Here is a 21,852-nt window from a genome sequence, read left to right on the forward strand (position 1 = left end):
CGCCATCCGTTCGCCCACGACCGCAGCACGCCCCGCGCCGGCGCGGTGTCCGGCTTCGGCGATCAACCGCCGAAATCGTCGAGCATGATGTTTTCCGGCTCGACGCCCAGATCCTCGAGCATGTTGATCACCGAGGCGTTCATGATCGGCGGGCCGCAGAGATAGTACTCGCAGTCCTCCGGCGCGGGATGATCCTTCAGATAACGTTCGTACAGAACGTTGTGTATGAAGCCGGTCTCGCCCTGCCAGTTGTCTTCTTCCTTGGCATCGGAGAGCGCCACGGTCCAGTTGAAGTTGTCGTGCTCGGCCTCGAGGCGATCGAAGTCGTCGACATAGAACATCTCGCGCTTCGAACGCGCGCCGTACCAGAACGTCATCTTGCGGTCGGTGCCGATACGGCCGAGCTGGTCGAAGATATGGGACCGCATCGGCGCCATGCCGGCGCCGCCGCCGACGAAGACCATCTCGGCGTCGGTTTCCTTGGCGAAGAATTCGCCGAACGGACCGGAAATCGTGACCTCGTCGTCCGGCTTGAGGCTGAAGATATAGGAGCTCATCTCGCCCGGCTTGACGTCGGGATTGCTCGGCGGCGGCGTCGCGACCCGGACGTTGAGCATGATGATGCCCCGCTCCTCCGGATAGTTGGCCATCGAGTAGGCACGCGTGACGGTATCGTCGACGCGGGAGACGTAACGCCAGAGATTGTGCGTGTCCCAGTCCTCGTGAAAGCGCTCGTCGATCTCGAAATCCTTGTAGGCGACCTCGTGCGGCGGGCAGCTGATCTGGATGTAGCCGCCGGCGCGGAAATCCACGGACTCGCCCTCGGGAAGTTCGAGCACGAGTTCCTTGATGAAGGTCGCGACGTTGTCATTGGAGCGCACGCGGCAGCGCCACTGCTTCACGCCGAAGACTTCCTCCGGCACGCGGATTTTCATGTCCTGCTTGACGGTGACCTGGCAGGACAGCCGATCGCCCTCGCGGGCCTCACGCTTGTTGATGTGCGTCTCTTCGGTCGGGAGGATCACGCCCCCGCCTTCGAGCACGCGGACCCGGCACTGGGCACAGGTGCCGCCGCCGCCGCAGGCCGAGGATACGTACAGCTTCGAGTCGGCAAGCGCACCGAGCAGCTTGCTGCCGACCGGCGCCTTGATCGTCTTTTCACCGTTGATCTCGATGTCGACGTTCCCCGTGGCGACGAGCCGCGACTTCGCGAGCAGGATCACCGCCACCAGAAACAGGACCACGCCGGTGAATACACTGACGCCGAGGCTGATTTGCGCTACTTCACCCATGGATACTCACGTGATGACAAACCGGTCGAGCTGCTCACCTAGAGCTGAATGCCCGAAAACGCCATGAAGCCGAGCGACATTAGCCCGACCGTGATGAACGTGATGCCCAGCCCCTGTAGGCCATCAGGCACGTCCGAATACTTGAGCTTCTCACGCACACCGGCCAGAGCCGCGATCGCGAGCGCCCAGCCGATCCCGCTGCCGAGACCGTACGTCACGCTCTCGCCGAAACCGTAGTCGCGCTCCACCATGAACAGCGAACCGCCCATGATGGCGCAGTTCACGGTGATCAGCGGAAGAAAGACGCCGAGCGCGCTGTAAAGCGCGGGCATGAAGCGATCCAGGAACATCTCCAGGATCTGGACCATGGCGGCGATGACGCCGATATAGCTGATCAGCCCGAGAAAGCTCAGATCCACTTCGGGCAAGCCGGCCCAGGCCAGCGCCCCTTCCTTGAGCAGGTGCTGATAGATGAGATTGTTGACCGGCACCGTCAGGCCCTGCACCACGATGACCGCGATGCCGAGACCGATGGCCGTCGAGATCTTCTTCGACAGCGCCAGAAAGGTGCACATCCCGAGAAAGAAGGCGAGCGCCAGATTCTCGATGAAGACCGCTTTGATCAGGATGCTCAGATAATCCTGCACGTTATTCTCCCGTCGTCAGCGACACCGTCAAACCACTTCGGTGCGGTGCACCTGGTGGATCTGATACTCGGCCTCCTCGACCTGATCCGGCTTCCAGCTGCGCACACCCCAGATCAGAAAGCCGATGATGAAGAACGCACTCGGCGGCAGCAGCATCAGGCCGATCGGGGTGTACCAGCCACCCGCGCTCGCCAGCGGCAGCAGCTGGTATCCCAGCAGCGAACCGGAACCGAACAGCTCGCGGATCGCGCCGACCAGCACGAGAATCAGGCTGTAGCCCAGGCCGTTGCCAATGCCGTCGAGGAACGCCAGGCCCGGCGGCTCCTTCATCGCGAAGGCTTCGGCACGGCCCATCACGATGCAGTTGGTGATGATCAGGCCGACGAACACCGACATCTGCTTCGCGAGGTCATAGGCGAAGGCTTTGAGCAGCTGATCGACCACGATCACCAGCGAAGCGATGATGGTCATCTGCACGATGATGCGGATGCTCGAGGGAATATGGTTGCGTATCAGGCTGATCGAGAAGTTCGAGCAGGCCGTGACGGCCGTCAGGGCCGCGCTCATCAAAAGCGCGGTGGCGACCTGGTTGGTCACGGCCAGCGCGCTGCAGATACCCAGGATCTGCAGTGCGATCGGGTTGTTGTTGACCAACGGCTCGGTCAACACCTTCATTGCTTGACTCTGTGCCATGTCCTCTATCCCTGCGCGGCGAGGTCGCCGTCACGAAGCTTCTTCAGAAAAGGCTTGAATCCGTTCTCGCCCAGCCAGTAGTGGATCGTGTTGGACACGCCCCGACTGGTGAGCGTCGCGCCCGAAAGCCCGTCGACCTTGTACTCGGCATTCGGTGTATTGCCGCCGACGCTGCCCTTGATCACGCTCAACTGAACCTCGCCCGACGCGCCGTAGACCTTCTTGCCGTCCCACTTGGCGCGCCAGCGCGGATTCTCGACCTCGCCCCCGAGGCCCGGTGTCTCGCCCTGCTCATAATACTTGATGCCCTTCACGGTATTGGCATCCGGCGCGAGTGCGAGAAAGCCGTACATCGTCGACCAGAGGCCGTAGCCGTGGACGGGCAGCACGATCGTTTCCAACTCGCCGTTTTCGTCCTTCACCAGATACACTTCGGCGTTCTTGGCCCGACGCTTGATGTCCGCCACGTCGCGCGCCGGCGGGATCTTGACGCTCTGATCCGGATCGCTCGCGGCCGCGCGCTGATCGAAGTTCTTCGCCTCCCGTGCTTCAACGAGTTCGCCGCTCGACAGATCCACCACGCGCGCGTCGATGCGCTCACGAAAAACCTCGTTGACATCGACACCCGGACCGGCCGGCAGACCCGCGACTTCCAGAATATTGCTGCGGCGATCAGCCTTCGCGTTGACGGTCTGCATGGGCTTGAGGAACGTCGCGGCCGAGGCGACCAGCACCGAGCAGACCAGGCACACCGCCAGCGCAACGACCACGACATAGCCGACACCGTCGCGCGAGAAACTGATGATTCCGGGCATGAGTTACTCCGCTGCCACCGTGTCCGTCGTGGTCGCCCCCTCGGGCGACGAGCGATCGCGCGCCTGGGCCAGCCGGCGCTGGCGCCGGCGGATGTTGGCCTGGATCACGAAATAGTCGATCAGCGGCGCGAAGATGTTGGCGAACAGGATCGCCAGCATGATGCCCTCCGGAAAGGCCGGATTGACCACGCGAACCAAACCGGTCATGACGCCGATCAATGCGCCGTAGACCAGCCGCCCGGTGTTGGTCATGGCTGCGCTGACCGGATCGGTGGCCATGAACACGGCGCCGAAGGCGAACCCGCCGATCACGAGATGCCAGTACCAGGGCATCACGAACATCTCGTTGCTGTCGCTGCCGATGAGATTGAACAGCATCGTGGTGGCCACCAGGCCACCCACGCAGCCGGCCATGATCCGCCAGGAGGCCACGCGCGTGTAGAGCAGAAACGCCGCGCCGAGCAGGATCGCCAGTGTCGAGGTCGAACCCAGCGAGCCCTGGATGTCGCCCGCGAAGGCATCCCACCACGTCATCTGGCTGGTCAAGGCGGCGATGCCGTCGTTGGCACCCACGCCGAGGGGCGTCGCCGCCGACCAGCCGTCGACCGCGGTCCACACCGCGTCGCCCGACATATAGGCCGGAAAGGCGAAGAACAGGAACGCACGGCCGGTCAGGGCCGGATTGAGGAAGTTCTTGCCCGTGCCGCCGAAGACCTCCTTGCCCACCACGATGCCGAAGCTGATGCCGAGCGCGGCCTGCCAGAGCGGGATCGCCGGCGGCAGCGTCAGGGTATAGAGGATCGAGGTCGCGAAGAAGCCCTCGTTGATCTCGTGGTTGCGCACCGCGGCGAAGAGCAACTCCCAGAGCCCGCCCACGACGAAGGTGACGAAATAGACCGGGGCGAAGTACCAGAACCCGAGCACGAAGTTGTCCCAGAAGCTCTGCGGATCATGCGACACACCCAGCAGATGCAGCGGCACTTCGCGCCAGTTGTCGACAGTGTCCACGCCCATCTGCCCCATCGCCAGATTGGCCTGAAAACCGGTATTCCAGCAGGCCATGAAGATGCAGGGGAAGGTGGCGAGCCAGACATAGATCATGACCCGCTTGAGATCGATGCCGTCGCGTACGTGCGGCGCGGTGCGGGTGGTATCGCCCGGCGAATACAGGAACGTGTCCACCATCTCGTAGAGGGCGTAGAAGCGCTCCAGCCGGCCGCCCTTCGAGAACAGCGGATGGATCCGGTCCAGATAATTTCGCAAACCCGACATATCAGCCTTCGCGTTCGATGATTTCGAGATTCGCGCGCAGATGCGGCCCGAAGTCGTACTTGCCCACGTCGACGAACGACAGCAGCGCCAGATCCTCTTCGTCCAGTTCCACCGCGCCCAGCGCCTGGGCCGATTCGGTGTCCCGCACGAGCAGTGCGCGCAGCAGCTGCGTCGGCAGGATGTCGAGCGGCATCACCTCTTCATAATTGCCGATCGGCACCATCGCGCGCGGACTGCCGTTCTGCGAGGTGTTGAAACGGTACCGTTGCGGCTTGAGCAGACTGGACAGGAAGACGTTGATCTTGGAAAACCGATCGCGGCCGGGCATCAGCCAACCCATGAACGGCCGCTCGCGGCTCTCCGGCAGGAGCGTCAGCTGAGTGTCGTAACGCCCGAGATAGGACCCCCATTCCGCCGCGCGCCGCCCAGAAAGCACCGATCCGGATATCGCTCGCACCTGGTCGCCGGTGATCTCGTCGTCGAGCAGCTCGTCGGTACTTGCCCCCATGCGGGTTCGCAGCAACCTGGGGTCGGCTGCCGCCGGGCCGCCCAGCGCGATCACCCGTTCGACGTCGATACGACCTGTGGTGAACAGCGACCCGATCGCGATGACGTCCTGATAATTCAGATGCCACACGCGGGATTCGGAATCGACCGGGTCGAGATGATGCACGTGGGTACCGACCAGGCCGGCCGGGTGCTTGCCGCCGAACTCCGCGGTCACGAATCGATCGCCGGCGGCCTCGGGCACATCGGCGCCGGGCGCCTTGCACACGAACACCGAGCCGGCTGTCAGCTGCGCCACCACCTGCAGGCCGTTGACGAAATCCTCGCGGCGCGCACCGATAACCACCGTCGGATCGGCAGCCAGCGGGTTGGTATCGATCGCGGTGACGAAGATCGAGCGCGGCCGCGTGCCGGGCGCGGGCACCTTGGAGAACGGACGGGTGCGAAAAGCCACCCACTGCCCGGAATCGATCAGCGTACGCTCAACGCGCTCCGCGGACAGCGACTCCAGGGTCTCGACCGGATGTGCCTCGAAGGTGATCTCGTGATCCGGATCGGCCTCGTCCGGATCACGCGGCGGACCGGACAGGCGAATCACGACGGATCGCAGAACGCGCTTGGCGCCGCGGTTGATCGCCACGACCTCGCCGGCGCCGGGTGCGGTATAGATCACACCCGGCGTTTTCTTGTCCTCGAACAGCGGCTGCCCGAGCTTGACGAAATCGCCTTCAGCGACGTGCATCGTCGGCTTCATGCCGTGATAATCGAGACCGATCACCGCCACCCGACTCACCGCCGACGCCGCTTCGACGGTCTGACGGGGTGCACCTTCGATGGGCAGGTCAAGCCCTTTCTTGATCGTGACTTGCATGTCGCCGCGGGCGCGCCTCTCACGTCCTGAAAACAGATTGTGTGGTGCCGACGGCCGGACTCGAACCGGCACAGCTCTCGCTACTGCCCCCTCAAGACAGCGTGTCTACCAATTCCACCACGTCGGCAAAACTCGTTGTCGATACCCTATTCGGGTATTTCGGCGCTGGTGTCCGCGCCATCCGCGCCACCGGACCTTCCGGCGTCGCTTTGGTCATCAGTGCGCTCGGCTCCGTCGCCGGACTGGGCAGGCGCGGAACTGCCGGCGCCCGCCGACGCACCGTCGTCGGTCAGCGCGCCCTCCCCGGGCACGCCATTGTTGTTCTCGTCGGACAGCAGCGACGACTCCGGCGTCTGCTGCTGAACCTGATCCGTGACGCTGCCCGTCGGCGCGCTCGCACCGTTGACCAGATAGGCCAGCGTCAGACTGATCGCGAAGAACACCGTCGCGAGCGCCGCGGTGGCGCGCGTCATGAAGTTCGCCGCGCCCTGGGCGCCGAATACAGTCCCGGACGCCCCGCTGCCGAAGGCGGCTCCGGCGTCCGCTCCCTTGCCGTGCTGCATCAGGATCAGCCCCACGAGGGACAGTGCCACGACGACCTGCACGATCAGCAGTATTGTATAAACCATACCGAAAGCCCGAAACCCTTCGCGTGCCTACGGCGCCGCGCGGGCGATGTCCAAAAATGAATCGGCCTTGAGCGACGCGCCGCCGACCAGCGCACCGTCGACGTCCGCGCCGGCAAAAAGCGCCGCAGCATTGTCCGGCTTAACGCTGCCGCCGTAAAGCAGCTGCATCGAGTTCGCTAGTGTAGCATCCTGTTGGGCGATGCGCCCGCGCAGAAAGGCGTGAATCGCCTGAGCCTGTTCCGGCGACGCCGAACGCCCGGTACCGATCGCCCAGACCGGCTCGTAGGCCAGCACCATGCGGGCCAGGGATTCGGGCCGGCACTGCTCGAACAGGGCATCGACCTGCGCGGAGAGCACCGCCTCGGCGCGATCGGCCTCGCGCTCGGCCAGGGTCTCGCCGACACAGACCACGGGCACGAGCCCGGCCGCGACCGCCGCTTCGAGCTTCGCGGCCACGACGCTATCGGTCTCGCCGTACATCGCACGCCGTTCAGAATGCCCCACGATCACGTGAGTGCACCCACTCTCCCGCAGCATCGCGCCGTTGACCTCGCCGGTGTAGGCACCCGGCTCGCCCACGTCCGCCAGATTCTGCGCGCCCAGGGCCACGCCAGTACCCGCCAGCCCACGCGCCATGCGCTCGATGTAAACGAACGGCACGCAGACGAGCAGGTCCGCATCCGTCGAGCCCGCGTCGGCGGCGATGGCGCTGGCGAAGGCGTCGACCGCCGCCGCGCTGCCGTTCATCTTCCAGTTGCCTGCGATCAATGTCCTGCGGCTCATGGTTCTGCGCTCCTCGTTATATGTCGTTGTCACTGCCGGCGCCGCGCGCTCAGGCGTTAGCGGCGGTGCCCGCCGCCTCGCTGACCACATCGGCGAGCGCATGCGCGTGATTCTCGACGGCGCCGCCATCGAGACCCTCGACCATGACCCGAAGCAGCGGTTCGGTGCCCGAGGGCCGCAGCAGGACGCGCCCCTCGCCGCCGAGCGCGGCTTCGGCCTTGCCCACCGCTGTAGTCACGCGCTCGTCGCGCATTAGGGCATCCGCGGAACCGCGCGCGATCGGCACGTTGACCAGCTTCTGCGGGCATTTCTCGACCGGGGCGACGAGCGCCTGCAGGCTTTCGTCGCGCGTGGCCATTGCCGCCATGACCTGCAGCGCGGAGACGATGCCGTCACCGGTCGTCGCGCGATCGAGACACAGAATATGGCCGGACGACTCGCCGCCGATGGTGCCGTTGAGGTGCCGAAGACGCTCGAACACGTAGCGATCACCGACCCGGGCGCGTTCGAAGGCGACGCCGTCGTGCTTGAGCGCCAGCTCGAGCCCGAGATTGCTCATCAGAGTGCCGACCACCGGCCCCTGCAGCTCTCCCACGCGGCGGCGCGCGGTCGCGATGACGTACAGCAGCTGATCGCCGTCGACGACGTCGCCGTCGTGATCGACCATGATGCAGCGATCGCCGTCGCCGTCCAGGGCGACCCCGACATCCGCGTCCTGGCTGCGCACGGCCTCGGACAGCGCCTCCGGATGCGTCGATCCGCAGTCGCGGTTGATGTTGAGTCCGTCCGGGGCGGCGCCGAGCACGTCGACCTGGGCGCCGAGTTCACGAAACACGTCCGGCGCGACGTGATAGGTCGCGCCGTGGGCGCAGTCGAGCACCACGCGCATGCCGGACAGGCCGCCGTTGTCGAGTCGGACCGTGGACTTACAGAACTCGATGTAGCGACCCGGCGCGCTCTCCACGCGGCGCGCCCGGCCCAGCTGGTCGGATGCCACGCAGGTCAGCGCCGCATCGAGTTCGGTCTCGATCTCCTGCTCGACCGCGTCGTCCAGCTTCTGACCGTAGTGGGAGAAGAACTTGACGCCGTTGTCGTCGTAGGGATTGTGCGAGGCGCTGATGACCACACCGGCCCCGGCCCGGAACGTCCGCGCGAGATAGGCGATCGCCGGCGTCGGCAGCGGCCCGACCAGCAGCACGTCGACGCCCGCGGCCGCGAAACCGGCCTCCAGGGCAGACTCGAACATATAGCCCGACAGGCGGGTATCCTTGCCGATGAGCACCTGCGGTCGCTCACGGCCGTTGGCGGGCATGCCGGCCTCGCCGAGCCGCCGCACCATGACGCGTCCGGCCGCCCAGCCGAGCTTGAGTGCGAAATCCGGCGTCATCGGCCACTCGCCGACGCGCCCCCGTATCCCGTCCGTTCCGAAATAGCGTTGCGCCAAAACGACTCCTGTCAGCCGGCCTGCGGCATCGGCCGGTCGGCGCCCAGGGCCCCGGCCAGCGTGAGAACCTGGTGCGTCTCCCGCACATCGTGGGTGCGAATGATACGCGCACCCTGCGTCGCCGCCCAGAACGCGGCCGCCACACTGCCGTTGATGCGCGCGGCCATGTCGTCGCAGCCCAGCAGCCGCGCGAACATCGATTTCCGCGACACGCCGATCAGAAGCGGCGTGTCCTCGGGCGCGAGGCACGCCAGCGCGCGCATGAGCGCGAGATTGTGCTCCAGTGTCTTGCCGAAACCGAACCCCGGGTCGACGCACAGCCGCGCGCGCGGCACGCCAGCGTCGACGCACGCCGCCACGCGTGCGTGGAGGAAGGCCGAAACCTCGGCGACGACATCGTCGTAACGCGGCGCCCGCTGCATCGTCCGCGGCTCGCCCTGCATGTGCATGAGACAGGCGGCCGTCCCGGTGTCGCGCAAGGCCTCGACCGCGCCTTCAGCCCGCAGCCCCATCACGTCGTTGATCAGATCCGCACCCGCTTCGCAGGCCGCACGCATGACCTCCGGCTTGATCGTATCGATCGAGATGAAGACCTCACTGTGCGCGCGAATACCCTCGATAACGGGCAGCACGCGCGCCAGCTCGTCCCGGATCTCAACGGGCGCGGCCCCCGGGCGCGTCGACTCGCCGCCGACATCGACGATGCGCGCCCCCTCCTCGACCATCGCGAGCGCACGCTCGACGGCCGCCGACGTATCGGTATAGCGGCCGCCGTCCGAGAACGAATCCGGGGTCACGTTGAGGATGCCCATCACCGCGGGCGACCGCAGATCGAGCGACCGCTCGGCCGATTCAAGCCGCATCGCGTCGCTTCGGGAGGCTGTCGCTTCCACTGCCTAGAGTCCGTCTGCTGTTACGCCGTAAACAAAAGAGCCGGCGACGCGAACGCCGCCGGCCCGCTGCGCGCCGCTGCTACGACTGACGGTTGTGCGCCGGGCTGGGCACGCCCTTGTCGTCGCCACGACCGCCGCCGGAGGCCGGTGCGTCCGCGGGATCGTCGGCGGTGCCGGGCGCGTTGCCGCCGCCCGAACTCGGCGTGTCGGAGTCGTCCTCCCAGCTCTGGGGCGGACCCGGCTCGCGGCCGGCCATGATCTCGTCGATCTGCTTGCGGTCGATGGTCTCGTACTTCATGAGCGCTTCGGACATGAGATGGAGCTTGTCCATGTTGTCCTCGAGAATCTGCTTGGAGCGCTCATAGCAGCCGTCGATGATCGAACGAATCTCTTCGTCGATCGAGTGTGCGGTCTCGTCCGAGATCCCGCCGGACTGACCCATCGACTTGCCCAGGAACGGTTCGCCGTCATCCGAGCCGTATGTGATCGGCCCCATGCGATCCGACAGACCCCATTTGGTGACCATGTTGCGGGCGATTTCCGTGACGCGTTCGATATCGTTGGACGCACCGGTGGTCACGTACTCTTTACCGAAGATGATTTCCTCGGCCAGCCGGCCGCCGAACAGCGAACAGATCTGGCTGATCAGCCGCTGCTTGGAGTAGCTGTAGCGATCCTCCTCGGGCAGGAACATGGTCACGCCGAGCGCGCGTCCGCGGGGCACGATGGTGACCTTGTGCACCGGGTCGTGCTGGGGCACGGACAGGCCGATGATGGCGTGCCCGGACTCGTGATAGGCGGTGAGCTTCTTCTCGTCCTCGGTCATGACCATGGACTTGCGCTCGGCGCCCATCATGATCTTGTCCTTGGCGCGCTCGAAGTCGTCGTGCGTGACGAGCTTCTTGTTGGCGCGCGCGGCAAACAGCGCCGCCTCGTTGACCAGATTGGCGAGGTCCGCACCCGAGAATCCGGGGCAGCCGCGCGCCAGGATCGACGGCTTGACGTTCTCGTGCACCGGCACGTTCTTCATGTGCACCTTGAGAATCTGCTCGCGCCCGCGTACGTCCGGCAGCGGGACCACCACCTGACGGTCGAAACGGCCCGGGCGCAGCAGCGCCGGGTCGAGCACGTCGGGCCGGTTGGTCGCGGCGATCACGATCACGCCCTCGCTGCCCTCGAAGCCGTCCATCTCGACCAGGAGCTGGTTCAGCGTCTGCTCGCGCTCGTCATGGCCGCCACCCATGCCGGCACCGCGCTGGCGCCCGACTGCGTCGATCTCGTCGATGAAGATGATGCAGGGCGCCTGCTTCTTGGCCTGTTCGAACATGTCGCGAACGCGGGAGGCGCCCACGCCCACGAACATCTCGACGAAGTCGGAGCCGGAGATCGAGAAGAACGGCACCCCCGCCTCACCGGCGATCGCCTTGGCCAGCAGCGTCTTGCCGGTACCGGGGGAACCGACCATGAGCACGCCGCGCGGAATCTGGCCGCCGACGCGCTGGAACTTGGCCGGTTCGGCGAGAAACTCGACGAGCTCCTGCACCTCGCCCTTGGCCTCTTCGACGCCGGCCACGTCGGCGAAGGTGATCTTGACCTGGTCGGCCTGCATCATCTTCGCCTTCGACTTGCCGAAGGACATGGCGCCGCGGCCGCCGCCACCGCCCTGCATCTGGCGCATGAAATAGATCCACACGCCGATAAGGAGCAGGAACGGGAACCACGAGATGAGAATCTGCTTGAGGAACGACCCCTGATCCGGCGGCTCGCCGGTAATCTGCACGTCGTGCTCCATCAGCGTGCCGATCATGGCCTTGTTGTCGGACTCCGGGCTGAAGGTGGTGAAGCTCTGACCCGACTGCAGCTGGCCGCGGATGCGCTGATCCTCGATGTGGACCTGGGACACGCTGCCGTCCTTGACCTGGGTCAGGAACTGCGAGTAGGCGATTTCGTTGGCACTGGAAGTCGATGGCGCGAAGCTGGAGAACACGCTCATCAGCACCAGCGCTATGACCACCCACAACAGCAGATTCTTTGCTAGCTCGTTCAAGATCGTCGTCCTCGACCGCCCGTATCGCGGTCGTGATAAAAGGCCGTGTCCGTTATCGGCCTACAGTATAAACAATCGCGGGCTTGCGGCCCGCGCGCTCATCGCATTGTTCATGTACGCCAGCCCCGCCCGACCAGATACATCTCGCGGCTGGCATCGCGCGATGCCTTGGGCTTGCGCACCGCGACGCGATCGAAGCGCGCGCGCATATCGGCGAGCAGCGCATCGAAACCCTCGCCCTGAAAGACCTTGATCAGCAGATCGCCGCCGCGCTCGAGCACCTGACCGCAAAGATCGAGCGCCAGTTCCGCGAGCTGCATGACGCCGGCCTGATCCGATACCTTGATGCCGGATAAGTTGGGGGCCATGTCGGAGAGTACAAGATCGACCCCCTGCCCATCGAGCGCGGCGAGCAGCGCATCCAGGCCCGGCTGCTCCGCGAAGTCGGCCTCGAGGAACTCGACGCCCTCGATGGCCGCCATGGACAGGCGATCCAGGGCGAGCACCCGCGCGCTCGGGCGCACACGCCGGCAGTACTGGCTCCAGCCGCCCGGCGCGGCGCCGAGATCCACGATGCAGCGCTTGCCGGCGAGCAGGCCGTCGCGCTCGTCGACCTCGGCGAGCTTGTACACCGCGCGCGAGCGATAGTTGTCCGCCTGCGCGGCGCGCACATAGGGGTCGTTGCGATGCCGGTCCAGCCAGCGGCGCGTGTCGCTGCGCTTGCTCATGGCCCGTATACTGCGCGCTCATCGCCCATCGCCACGATCCTCTCCCGAATGCCCCTGACGCTGGATTCCGACACGCGCCGCGCGCTCAAGAAACAGGCCCACCACCTCAAGCCGATCGTGCAGACCGGCGCCGCGGGCCTGAGCGAACCGGTGCTCGCCGAGATCGATCGCGCACTCACCGACCACGAACTGGTCAAGATCAAGCTCGCGGTCGACGGCCGGGACGCGCGCCGCGCGGAGATCGACACGGTGTGCACGAACCTCGAAGCGGCCTGTGTGCAGCAGATCGGGCGTACCGCCACGATCTATCGCCCCCGGCCCGACGACGGCTGACGCGGACCGGGCTCAGGCGTAGCGCACCTTGACGATCTCGAGCGTGCGCTGGCCGCTGGGCACCTCGACCTCGACGACATCGCCTTCGGTCTTACCGATCAGCGCCCGCGCGATCGGCGAGGCGAACGACAGCATGCCGCGCTTGATGTCGGCCTCGTCCTCACCGACGATCTGATAGGTGAACTCCTCGCCGGTGTCCTCGTCCGCGAGATCCAGCGTGGCACCGAAGACCACCCGGCCATTGGCCTGGGCGCCGGCGCGGGCGACGTCGATGATCTGAGCGCTGGCGAGCTTGCCCTCGATCTCGGCGATGCGGCCTTCGTTGAAGCCCTGCTCCTCCTTGGCGGCGTGGTATTCGGCGTTCTCCTTGAGATCGCCATGAGCGCGCGCTTCCTCGATCGCGGCAACGATGCGCGGGCGCTCGACCTTCTTGAGCCGCTTGAGCTCGTCACGCAGCGCTTCGGCGCCGGTTTCGGTCAACGGTGTTCTATCCATAGGTCGTCCCTCGAAGGGTGGGGCCTAAAACAAAACGGCCGCCCGTTGCGGCGACCGTCTCGGTTCGAATTCGGTTGGCATGCGAACCCTCGAGCCGCATGTGACTCGAAGGCTAGCAGCGCGCGGCGCTCAAGTCGAGACGGCGCGCTCGATGCCTTCGGCGGCAACCGCCGCCAGATGATCGATCTGTTCCGGCGTGATCACGTAGGGCGGCATGAAGTAGATGACGTCGCCGAGCGGGCGCAGCAGCGCGCCCCGGGTCAGGGCGTGCCGATAGACATCGAGGCCGCGCCGCTCGCGCCAGTCGAAGGGCGTGCGCGTCGCCTTGTCGGCCACCAGCTCGACCGCCGCGACCATGCCGACCTGGCGGACCTCGGCCACGTTCGGATGCTCGGCCAGCGGCGCGAGCGCGTTGGCCATGTGCGTGGCCAGACGGCGGTTGACCGTGATCTGGTCGCGGCGCTCGAACTCGTCGAGCGTGGCCAGCGCGGCGGCGCAGGCCAGCGGATTGCCGGTATAGGAATGCGAATGCAGAAACGCCGACATGTTGGCGTAGTCGTCGTAGAACGCCCGGTAGACATCCTCCGTGGTCAGGGTGACCGACAGCGGCAGATAGCCCGCGGTCAGTCCCTTGGACACGCACATGAAATCGGGGCTGATACCGCCCTCGCCTGCCTGCTCGCAGGCGAACAGCGTGCCGGTGCGGCCGAAACCGGTCGCGATCTCGTCGGCGATCAGATGCACGCCGTACCGATCGCAAGCCTCGCGCAACAGCTCCAGATAGACCGGATCGTACATGCGCATGTGACCGGCGCACTGCAGCAGCGGCTCGACGATGACCGCGCAGGTCTCGTGCGCGTGTTCGGCGAGCAGCGCCTCCATGTCGGCGAACACGGCGCGGCTGTGCTCGGCCCAGCTCACCCCCGGCTCGCGGTGGTAGCAGTCGGGCCCGCGTGCGGTCAGCGGCTTGAGCAGCAGCGGCTCGTAGGTCTTTTTGTAGAGGGCGACGTCGCCGACCGCGAGCGCGCCCAGGGTCTCACCGTGATAGCTGTTGCTGAGATTGATGAAGCGGGTCTTGTCGCCGTGACCGGTGTTGCGCCAGTAGTGGAAGCTCATCTTGAGCGCGACCTCGACCGCCGCCGACCCGTTGTCGGCGTAGAACGCCCGCGTCAGCCCGGCGGGTGTGGCCGCGATCAGCCGCTCGGCGAGCTCGACCGCCGGCTCGTGTGAGAACCCCGCGAGCATGACGTGTTCCAGCGTGTCCAGCTGCGTCTTGATGCGGTCGTTGATGGCCGGATTGGCGTGGCCGAATATGTTGACCCACCACGAACTCACCGCGTCGATATAGCGGTTGCCGTCGAAATCCTCCAGCCAGACGCCCTCGCCGCGCCGGATCGGGATCGGCGCCATCGTTTCCGTATCCTTCATCTGCGTGCACGGGTGCCAGACGGTGGCGAGATCGCGGCGGATAAGTTCGTCGTTGGTCATGTCGGGCCTTCGAGGCGGTCAGTCGTCGAGGGTGAGCAGTGTATAGGGCGCCTCGTGCGGCGCGCGTGAGTCGCGTTCGTGCACGGGATCGAGCGCCAGCGAACGGTCCGGGTCGTAGACCACGAACAGGCGACCGTCGCCCAGCACCGCGACACCCTCAGCCTTTTCGGTGAATTCGAAGGCGCGCCCGTCCTCGCCGAGCACGAGCTCCGGATCGCTTCCGTTGAAAAACGCATCCAGCGATAGTCGCCAGAGATAGGCACCCACACGATCCTCGCCGTCGGCGTCGGTCACCTCGAAGCTGGTCAGAAACAAAAGCTGCCGGCGGCTCGGATCGTATTCCAGACTCGACAGGCCCACGTCGTATCGCACGTCGGCCCAGCGCGCGGGATCGAAGTCGTAGAACACCGAGAAGGCGCCGGTGAGCACCAGGGCATCGCCCTCCATACGATAGGGAGCGGCGACCACGCGGCAGGCGTACTCGAAATTCGCGTGATCGACCCCCACCTCGCGGATGCCGAACAACAGCCGCGACGGTTCGCCATCGCGTCCGGGGATCGCTGCCAGCCCCTCGATCTTGAAGTACGGTGCGCCGAGGGCCTGTTCCAGCTCGGTGCGCAACCCCACGGAGCTGCGGACTCCATCGTCCTCGCGGTCGGCGACCAGACGCGGTGACTGCGGAGCGTCGGCCGGCCAGCACAGCAGGCGGTTGTAGTGATGCAGATCGGCCGAGGCCGTGTCGACACGGTCGAAGCCGGTGGTGGCGACCATATGACCGCCCTCCGCGGTCAGCGCGAAGTCTTCGTACTTGGCCGCCGTACGAATCAGATCGGCCGTGTAGAAGGACAACGATTCGGGCACCGGTTCGCCATCACGACACTCGATGGCGAACACCGGCGAACGCTCCGCACCCGGCACGTCCTTGTCGCTGGCAAGCACCAGGCGGCGGCCGTTCCAGGCCGCGGCGGATACCTCAGCGTTGACGTATTCGCCCGAGGCGTCGGTCAGGCCTTCATCGAAACAGGCCAATAGCCCCTGGGTCAGGATTCGTACCGTGTTCATCTTCGTCTCCATCGGCGTGGGGCGCCACGCTAGCCGATGGCCAGATCGACCACAATGCCCAGAAAAACGACGCCGCCCAACACGTTGTGCTGCATGAACGCCTTGAAGCAGGCGGCGCGATCGCGGTGACGCGTCAGCCACTGGTGATAGCCCGCCATGCCGACGGCCGCGACCAGGCCCAGGTAGTAGAGCGCGCCCATGCCGAACTGCAGGCCGACGACGACCAGCAGCGCGAAGAACAGCACCTGAAAGCAGCCGATGATGCGCCGGTCGTGGCGACCCCAGAGGATCGCGGTAGACTTCACGCCGATCTTCAGATCGTCGTCGCGGTCGACCATCGCATAGAAGGTGTCATAGACCAGTGCCCAGATCAGCGTGGCCGCGAACAGCGTCCAGCCGCCGGCCGGCACGCCGCCGCTCTCGGCGGCGAACGCCATCGGCACGGCCCAGCCGAAAGCGGCGCCGAGAAACATCTGCGGCCAGTGCGTGGCCCGCTTGGTGAAGGGATAGAGCGTTGCCAGCCCCGCGCCCACGAAGGCCATGGCGATCGTGAGCCGGTTCAGCGTGAGCACGAGCAGAAACGCCAGCAGACAGAGCGCGGCGAACAGCGCCAGCGCCTCCCGCGACGAGACCTCGCCGGTGGCCAGCGGCCGCGCCTTCGTGCGCTCGACGTGGCCGTCGATCTCGCGGTCGGCGAAGTCGTTGATCACGCAGCCGGCCGAGCGCATGAGGATCGCGCCGAGAACGAAGACGGTGAGCACCCAGGGATCGGGCACCCCGCGCGCAGCGAACCACAGCGCCCAGAGCATCGGCCAGACGACGAGAAAGATGCCGATCGGCTTGTTCAGGCGTGTCAGCCGCAGATAGCAGCCCAGACGATCCGCGGCCAGCGGCAGCGTGCTCATGCCCGGACCGCCCTGTCCGGGACCCACGCACAGCCGCTACAGCGACAGCCATTCAACGATGGTTGCATCAGGCAGCTACCCCTTGGAAACCGATTTAACGTTACCATGCTGCAAATCACGAATGCAGTACGACCGCGCCCCCGGCGCCCGCGCGGCGCATCGCCGGTCTGGGAGATGTCATGTCCGCTCCATCGCAATCCGGCGGCGCGCCGATCACCGACCGACGCCAGCTCGTCGAATATTTCGAGAACGCCTGCAAGCCGCCGAGCCGCTGGCGTCTGGGCACCGAACACGAGAAGTTCGTCTTCGATCGCGAGACGCTGCGGCCGCTGCCCTTCGAGGGCGAGCGCGGCATCGAGGCGTTTCTGCACGAGCTCATGCGTTTCGGCTGGGAGCCGATGCGCGAGGACGGCCGCGTCGTCGCTCTCGAACTCGGCCGCTGTCACATCACGCTCGAGCCCGGCGGCCAGCTGGAACTCGCCGGCGCGCCGCTGGAGACGATCCACGAGGCCTGCGACGAGGTCCAGACCCATCTGCGCCAGGTCAAGGAAGTCGCCGGCGAGCTCGACGTCGGCCTCATCGGGCTGGGCTTCCAGCCCAAGTGGACGCGGGAGCAGACGCCGTGGATGCCCAAGCAGCGCTACGACATCATGAAGGCCTACATGCCGAAGGTCGGCACGCTCGGGCTCGACATGATGCTGCGCACCTCGACCGTGCAGGTGAACATCGACTACGGCTCCGAAGCCGATATGATCAAGAAATTCCGTGTCGGCCTGGCGCTGCAGCCAGTGGCCACCGCGCTGTTCGCCAATTCACCGTTCACCGAAGGCCGTCCGAACGGCTTCGTCTCCTATCGCAGCCAGATCTGGACCGATACCGACGCCGACCGCTGCGGCATGCTCGACTGGGTCTTCGACGACGACATGGGCTTCGAGCGCTACATGGAATACGCGCTGGACGTGCCGATGTACTTCGTCCACCGCGACGGCCACTACATCGATGCCTCCGGCCAGTCGTTCCGCGACTTCATGGCCGGCCGTCTGCCGGCGCTGCCCGGCGAGCGCCCCACCATGTCGGACTGGGACGACCATCTGACCACGCTGTTCCCGGAAGTCCGTCTCAAGCGCTTCATGGAGATGCGCGGCGCCGACGGCGGCCCCTGGGGCCGGCTGTGCGCCCTGCCGGCGCTCTGGGCGGGCCTGTGCTACGACAGCGACGCACTCGAGGCCGCCTGGGCGCTGTGCCGCGACTTCACCCGCGAAGAGCGCAACGCCCTGCGCGCCGAAGCGCCGATCCACGGCCTGAAAACGCCGTTCCGCGACGGCACCCTCGGCGACATCGCCCGTGAAGTCGTGGCGATCGCGATCGAGGGCCTGCGCCGCCGGGGCCGGCTCGACGCCCGCGATCGCGACGAAACGATCTATCTAGAGGGGCTGGCCGAAATCGCGGAGACGGGCGTGACACCGGCTGAGCATCTGCTGGCGCTGTATCACGGCCGCTGGAACCAGTCGGTGGACCCAGTGTTCACCGAGTTCGCCTACTAGGAACTACTGGCACCCCGCCCAACCCGCGCCGAGCGCTTTCACGCGGCAAGGCGTGGCGTAGTCCGCGCCGCGGGCGTGCCGTCATCTCGGCCCGCCTGCGGCAACGCTGGATAGGCGCAGATCGTGGATCTACAGTCACGGGCGCTGGTTCTTTCGGTTTCAGTCGCCCATCAACCTTCGGCCGTCGGCGCTGCACGTCCGAATCGTGGCGCGCCGCGACCGACAGCGCGCATCGCTCAGGACACGATATGCGTGGCCAACGCGATGTCTGCATGACGTCTTGCCAAACCTTGATGCCGCGCGAGCTCGCGAGCGCGACGCCGCTTCGCATCGGCTCCTGCAGCTGTACTCGACGTCCCGGGGCGTTGCTCAGCCGGCCGAACCGACGGGCGTCCGGATGCGACTACATCTGCCCCTGGGGCTGGACGCCCCCGCCGCCATCGGCGGCGGGGATCATCCGCTCGCGCGGCGTCACACCCGGCGTGGCCGAAGGCATCGAGTCCAGGGGCGGATCGTCACCGACGCGCCAGGCCGGGCCCTGCTTCGAGGGCAGAGGCCTGCCCACCGGTTGTACGGGCGCGGGTTCGGCCGGGCGGCCGGCAGCCGCGATCCGCGCGAGCGAACGGAGCGAGTCCGCCGGCATCTCGCCCACCAAAGCATAATCCACGCCGTTGGCCTGCCAGCGCGCCAGCGGGCGGCCGCCCTCGAAAGACACGCGCGGCGACGGCTCACCGACCGGCTCCCGCCGCTGCGCGAACAGCCGCACGCGCTGACCGAGATCGTTCTCGTAGACGAATTCCCCGAGGTCTCGACCGCCCCCGGCATCATCCACATGCCGTCTCGCGACCATATCGTAGCCCTGCGCACCAAGATCCGGTGCCGGCAGGGCGTTCCCGCCCCCGGGCGAGGTCTGCGCGCCCGCGGTCGACACCACCGGCGTTCCATCCGGCCCGTCACCGTCCGCCGCCGCGGCCACGCGCTGAACGAACCCGTCGGCACGCTCCGGCGACGGCATCTGCTGGGTGCCGCCCCACCAGCCGATACCCGCGGCCACCGCCACCGCAGCGGCGGTCCCCATGCGCATGGGCCAGCGCGCGCGCCGTCGATGGCCGTACCGCAGCAGACGCGGTGGTATCGGCTCGTCGAGCACGGCCTCGTATTGGCGTGCGATACGCTGCTCGATCGCCGCGTCGCGGCGCGCACGGGCCGCCGCGTCGGGATGGGCCGTCACCCAGGCGAGGGTACTGCGTTCACGACTGGACGCGAGACGACCGGCATAGAACGATACGGCGTCTTCGTACGGATACTCGCGATCACGTGCATCGGTATCAGCCATTGGCATCCTCGCGTGTCGGGGTCGGTTCCGCCGCCGAGACGAGTCGTTCGTTGAGCTGCTCGCGGGCCCGCGACAGACGCGACCGAAAGGTGCCCACACGCAGACCGAGCGCGCGCGCGCCCTCGCGGTAGCTGGGCTGCTCGAGCGCGACCAGCAGCAGGATCGCTCGCTGCTTCTCGGGCAACGCGTCGATCGCCGCCATCACTTCGCGGCAGTGCAGCGCGGCGTCGGTGTCCATGCCGGCGGCCGCCGGCGGTCGCACATCGTCGAGCGCGATCAGGTTGCGGTGCGCCCGCTGCAGCTGCGGCCGTCGATCGAGATAGAGGCGATAGAGCATCCGGAACAGCCAGCTGCGCAGCCGCCCGGTCGGCCGCCATTGAACGCGTTTGCGCCAGGCACGCTCCAGCGTGTCCTGCACGAGATCGTCGGCGGCCTCGCGCTCACGCACGAGGGCTCGCGCGTAGCGGCGCAGATGCGGAATCTCCGCGTCGATCATGTCTGGGTCGATCAAATCCTGTCTCCCCGCTGGGGTCGTCGCGATGCATCAAGGCCCGACTCGGCGGATCACATGCAGCGCGCTCAGTAAGACTAACGGTCCGGGTGCCGCCGCGGTTCCATCGCGTCTCGATCTCCACTCGATGGAACCGATTGGCGATCGCGGTCGTTGGTGTGCGTGGCGGGGTCGTTGATCACGCCCACATTCTCTATGCAAGGAGTTGCCATGAACGCAACCAGTCGCATCATCGCCGCAACGCTGTTCGGCGCCAGCCTGTTCGTCGCCGCGCCGGTATTCGCCCAGGGCGGCGGCGGTGGTGGCGCCCAGGCCCAGGCGCAGTCCCGTATCCAGGCGCCGGACCCGTCCGAGGTCTCGGACGCACAGCTCGAGAAGTTCTCGGAGGCCCAGTCCGACGTGCGCGAGGTCCGCAAGGACTGGCAGGACAAGCTGCAGAACGCCGAGACCCAGGAAAAGGCCATGCAGAATCGCCAGAAAGCGACTCAGGAGATGGTCGAAGCCGTGCGTGACAGCGGCCTGTCCGTCGACGAGTACAACGGCATCGCCAAGGCGGCGCAGTCCAATCCGGAATTCGCCAAGCGCGTGCAGGACATGCGCTAGTCGACCGGATCTCCGGCCGGCTACTCGCCGGCCGGATTCTTCAGGCTCGGGTATTCCCCTCGACCGGGCGCACTGCCCGAAATGGCTTCACGACCGTAGAACTTCACGCCTTTCTGAATCCGCGGCCGCCCTTGGGCCTGCCGATGGCGGTTGGTATCACGAAGGCTGTACACGCAGCCGCAGTATTCCTGCTGATAGAACGCTTCCCGCTTGGCGATCTCGATCATGCGCGCGGCGCCGCCCTTCTTGCGCCAGTTCAGCGTCCAGTAGCGGACCTCCGGATAGCGCGAAGTCGCACGCACGCCCGCCTCGTTGATCTGCGCCATGTTCTTCCAGCGCGAAATACCCAGCGTGCTCGAGATCAGTCCGTAGCCGTTTTCGGCCGCGTACAGCGCCGTGCGTTCAAAGCGCATGTCAAAGCAGACCGTGCAACGCCGGCCGCGCTCGGGCTCGTTCTCCAGTCCGCGGATACGATCGAACCAGTTGTCGGTATCGTAATCGCCGTCGATATGCGGAATGCCGAGCCGCTCGCAGTAGCGGATATCCTCGGCCTTGCGCATCTCGTATTCGGCCTGCGGATGGATGTTGGGATTGTAGAAATAGACCGTGACGTCGATGCCGGACGCCTTCACCGCCGCCAGCACCTCGCCGGCGCAGGGCGCGCAGCAGGAATGCATGAGCAGGCGCGAATCCGTGCTAGGCGGCTCGATCTCGGGACGCTCGTAGCGATCCAAGCTATACGGGTTCATGGGCAGTCACCGCTTGCGATGCGATAATCGCCCATTGTCCGTATTACACCGGCGTCCGTCCACGACGCCGCGAACGACCGGGAGTGGACATGAAACAAGGCAGCATCGTGATGGCCATGATCTGGATGGCCGTCATTTCGCTTCTGCTGTTCTGGCTGCCGTTGATCGGCCCGCTGCTGGCCGGCTTCATCGGCGGGGGGGCGGC

General features: G+C 66.3%; 22 protein-coding genes and 1 tRNA gene. 3 read left to right on the plus strand and 20 right to left on the minus strand.

The features are described 5' to 3' along the window. Window positions 1–62: 62 nt before the first annotated feature. From nqrF to SAOR_RS06500, 13 genes are all read right to left on the minus strand, one after another. A complete protein-coding gene (gene nqrF, locus SAOR_RS06440; RefSeq protein WP_123630700.1) occupies window positions 63–1,292 on the minus strand; it encodes an NADH:ubiquinone reductase (Na(+)-transporting) subunit F in 1,230 nt (409 codons plus the stop codon). 38 nt (window positions 1,293–1,330) lie between these two features. Further along, window positions 1,331–1,939 carry an NADH:ubiquinone reductase (Na(+)-transporting) subunit E gene (gene nqrE, locus SAOR_RS06445; protein WP_123590372.1) on the minus strand — a complete coding sequence of 203 codons (609 nt, stop codon included), beginning with the start codon at window positions 1,937–1,939 and terminating at the stop codon, window positions 1,331–1,333. A 27-nt stretch (window positions 1,940–1,966) separates the two neighbouring features. After that, entirely contained in the window at window positions 1,967–2,632 is a 666-nt protein-coding gene (locus SAOR_RS06450) for an NADH:ubiquinone reductase (Na(+)-transporting) subunit D (RefSeq protein WP_123630701.1), read from the minus strand. 5 nt (window positions 2,633–2,637) lie between these two features. Next, a complete protein-coding gene (locus SAOR_RS06455) occupies window positions 2,638–3,447 on the minus strand; it encodes a Na(+)-translocating NADH-quinone reductase subunit C (protein WP_123630702.1) in 810 nt (269 codons plus the stop codon). A gap of 3 nt (window positions 3,448–3,450) precedes the next feature. Beyond that, window positions 3,451–4,719 (minus strand): NADH:ubiquinone reductase (Na(+)-transporting) subunit B, encoded by a 1,269-nt coding sequence (locus tag SAOR_RS06460; RefSeq protein WP_123630703.1) that lies wholly within the window; start codon window positions 4,717–4,719, stop codon window positions 3,451–3,453. Window position 4,720: 1 nt separating this feature from the next. Further along, window positions 4,721–6,097 (minus strand): Na(+)-translocating NADH-quinone reductase subunit A, encoded by a 1,377-nt coding sequence (locus tag SAOR_RS06465; protein ID WP_123630704.1) that lies wholly within the window; start codon window positions 6,095–6,097, stop codon window positions 4,721–4,723. Between the two features lie 42 nt (window positions 6,098–6,139). Continuing rightward, window positions 6,140–6,224: transfer RNA gene (locus tag SAOR_RS06470), tRNA-Leu, on the minus strand. A gap of 19 nt (window positions 6,225–6,243) precedes the next feature. Next, window positions 6,244–6,726, minus strand: coding sequence for a preprotein translocase subunit SecG (gene secG / locus SAOR_RS17290; RefSeq protein WP_123630705.1), 483 nt, complete (start codon window positions 6,724–6,726; stop codon window positions 6,244–6,246). Window positions 6,727–6,753: 27 nt separating this feature from the next. Beyond that, the gene (gene tpiA, locus SAOR_RS06480; RefSeq protein ID WP_123630706.1) at window positions 6,754–7,509 is read right to left on the minus strand and encodes a triose-phosphate isomerase; all 756 of its coding nucleotides are present in this window, start codon (window positions 7,507–7,509) and stop codon (window positions 6,754–6,756) included. Between the two features lie 49 nt (window positions 7,510–7,558). Then, window positions 7,559–8,953, minus strand: coding sequence for a phosphoglucosamine mutase (gene glmM / locus SAOR_RS06485; RefSeq protein ID WP_123630707.1), 1,395 nt, complete (start codon window positions 8,951–8,953; stop codon window positions 7,559–7,561). 11 nt (window positions 8,954–8,964) lie between these two features. Continuing rightward, window positions 8,965–9,816 (minus strand): dihydropteroate synthase, encoded by an 852-nt coding sequence (folP, locus tag SAOR_RS06490; RefSeq protein ID WP_245965413.1) that lies wholly within the window; start codon window positions 9,814–9,816, stop codon window positions 8,965–8,967. A 109-nt stretch (window positions 9,817–9,925) separates the two neighbouring features. Beyond that, entirely contained in the window at window positions 9,926–11,893 is a 1,968-nt protein-coding gene (ftsH, locus tag SAOR_RS06495) for an ATP-dependent zinc metalloprotease FtsH (RefSeq protein WP_123630708.1), read from the minus strand. A gap of 110 nt (window positions 11,894–12,003) precedes the next feature. Next, window positions 12,004–12,621, minus strand: a complete 618-nt coding sequence (locus tag SAOR_RS06500) for an RlmE family RNA methyltransferase (RefSeq protein WP_123630709.1) — start codon at window positions 12,619–12,621, stop codon at window positions 12,004–12,006. A 48-nt stretch (window positions 12,622–12,669) separates the two neighbouring features. Here SAOR_RS06500 and SAOR_RS06505 point away from each other — a divergent pair, with 48 nt between their 5' ends. After that, window positions 12,670–12,954 carry a YhbY family RNA-binding protein gene (locus tag SAOR_RS06505; RefSeq protein ID WP_123630710.1) on the plus strand — a complete coding sequence of 95 codons (285 nt, stop codon included), beginning with the start codon at window positions 12,670–12,672 and terminating at the stop codon, window positions 12,952–12,954. Window positions 12,955–12,966: 12 nt separating this feature from the next. On the opposite strand, the gene greA is transcribed toward SAOR_RS06505, so the two are convergent. The 4 genes from greA to ubiA all read right to left on the minus strand — a co-directional run bounded on the left by greA (window position 12,967) and on the right by ubiA (window position 16,904). Continuing rightward, on the minus strand, window positions 12,967–13,449 hold the full coding sequence (gene greA, locus SAOR_RS06510; RefSeq protein WP_123590384.1) for a transcription elongation factor GreA: 483 nt from the start codon (window positions 13,447–13,449) through the stop codon (window positions 12,967–12,969). A 129-nt stretch (window positions 13,450–13,578) separates the two neighbouring features. Further along, window positions 13,579–14,937, minus strand: coding sequence for an adenosylmethionine--8-amino-7-oxononanoate transaminase (locus SAOR_RS06515; protein ID WP_123630711.1), 1,359 nt, complete (start codon window positions 14,935–14,937; stop codon window positions 13,579–13,581). 18 nt (window positions 14,938–14,955) lie between these two features. Next, on the minus strand, window positions 14,956–15,999 hold the full coding sequence (locus SAOR_RS06520) for an SdiA-regulated/phytase-like domain-containing protein (RefSeq protein WP_123630712.1): 1,044 nt from the start codon (window positions 15,997–15,999) through the stop codon (window positions 14,956–14,958). Window positions 16,000–16,028: 29 nt separating this feature from the next. Then, window positions 16,029–16,904 carry a 4-hydroxybenzoate octaprenyltransferase gene (gene ubiA / locus SAOR_RS06525; protein WP_123630713.1) on the minus strand — a complete coding sequence of 292 codons (876 nt, stop codon included), beginning with the start codon at window positions 16,902–16,904 and terminating at the stop codon, window positions 16,029–16,031. Between the two features lie 179 nt (window positions 16,905–17,083). Here ubiA and SAOR_RS06530 point away from each other — a divergent pair, with 179 nt between their 5' ends. After that, window positions 17,084–18,448, plus strand: coding sequence for a glutamate--cysteine ligase (locus SAOR_RS06530; RefSeq protein ID WP_123630714.1), 1,365 nt, complete (start codon window positions 17,084–17,086; stop codon window positions 18,446–18,448). 403 nt (window positions 18,449–18,851) lie between these two features. Here SAOR_RS06530 and SAOR_RS06535 read toward each other — a convergent pair whose 3' ends face one another. Both SAOR_RS06535 and SAOR_RS06540 read right to left on the minus strand, forming a co-directional pair. Next, window positions 18,852–19,784, minus strand: a complete 933-nt coding sequence (locus tag SAOR_RS06535; RefSeq protein WP_123590387.1) for a hypothetical protein — start codon at window positions 19,782–19,784, stop codon at window positions 18,852–18,854. Then, window positions 19,777–20,295, minus strand: a complete 519-nt coding sequence (locus SAOR_RS06540) for an RNA polymerase sigma factor (protein ID WP_221179899.1) — start codon at window positions 20,293–20,295, stop codon at window positions 19,777–19,779. Before SAOR_RS06540 ends, SAOR_RS06535 begins: the two co-directional genes overlap by 8 nt. 210 nt (window positions 20,296–20,505) lie before the next feature. Here SAOR_RS06540 and SAOR_RS06545 point away from each other — a divergent pair, with 210 nt between their 5' ends. Beyond that, window positions 20,506–20,898: a DUF4168 domain-containing protein gene (locus SAOR_RS06545; RefSeq protein ID WP_185015570.1), complete on the plus strand. Its 393-nt coding sequence runs from the start codon at window positions 20,506–20,508 to the stop codon at window positions 20,896–20,898. Between the two features lie 20 nt (window positions 20,899–20,918). On the opposite strand, the gene SAOR_RS06550 is transcribed toward SAOR_RS06545, so the two are convergent. After that, a complete protein-coding gene (locus SAOR_RS06550; RefSeq protein WP_123590390.1) occupies window positions 20,919–21,647 on the minus strand; it encodes an epoxyqueuosine reductase QueH in 729 nt (242 codons plus the stop codon). Window positions 21,648–21,852: the final 205 nt, after the last annotated feature.

The organism is Salinisphaera orenii subsp. orenii MK-B5, from assembly GCF_003788635.1.
Taxonomy (GTDB): Bacteria; Pseudomonadota; Gammaproteobacteria; order Nevskiales; family Salinisphaeraceae; genus Salinisphaera; species Salinisphaera orenii.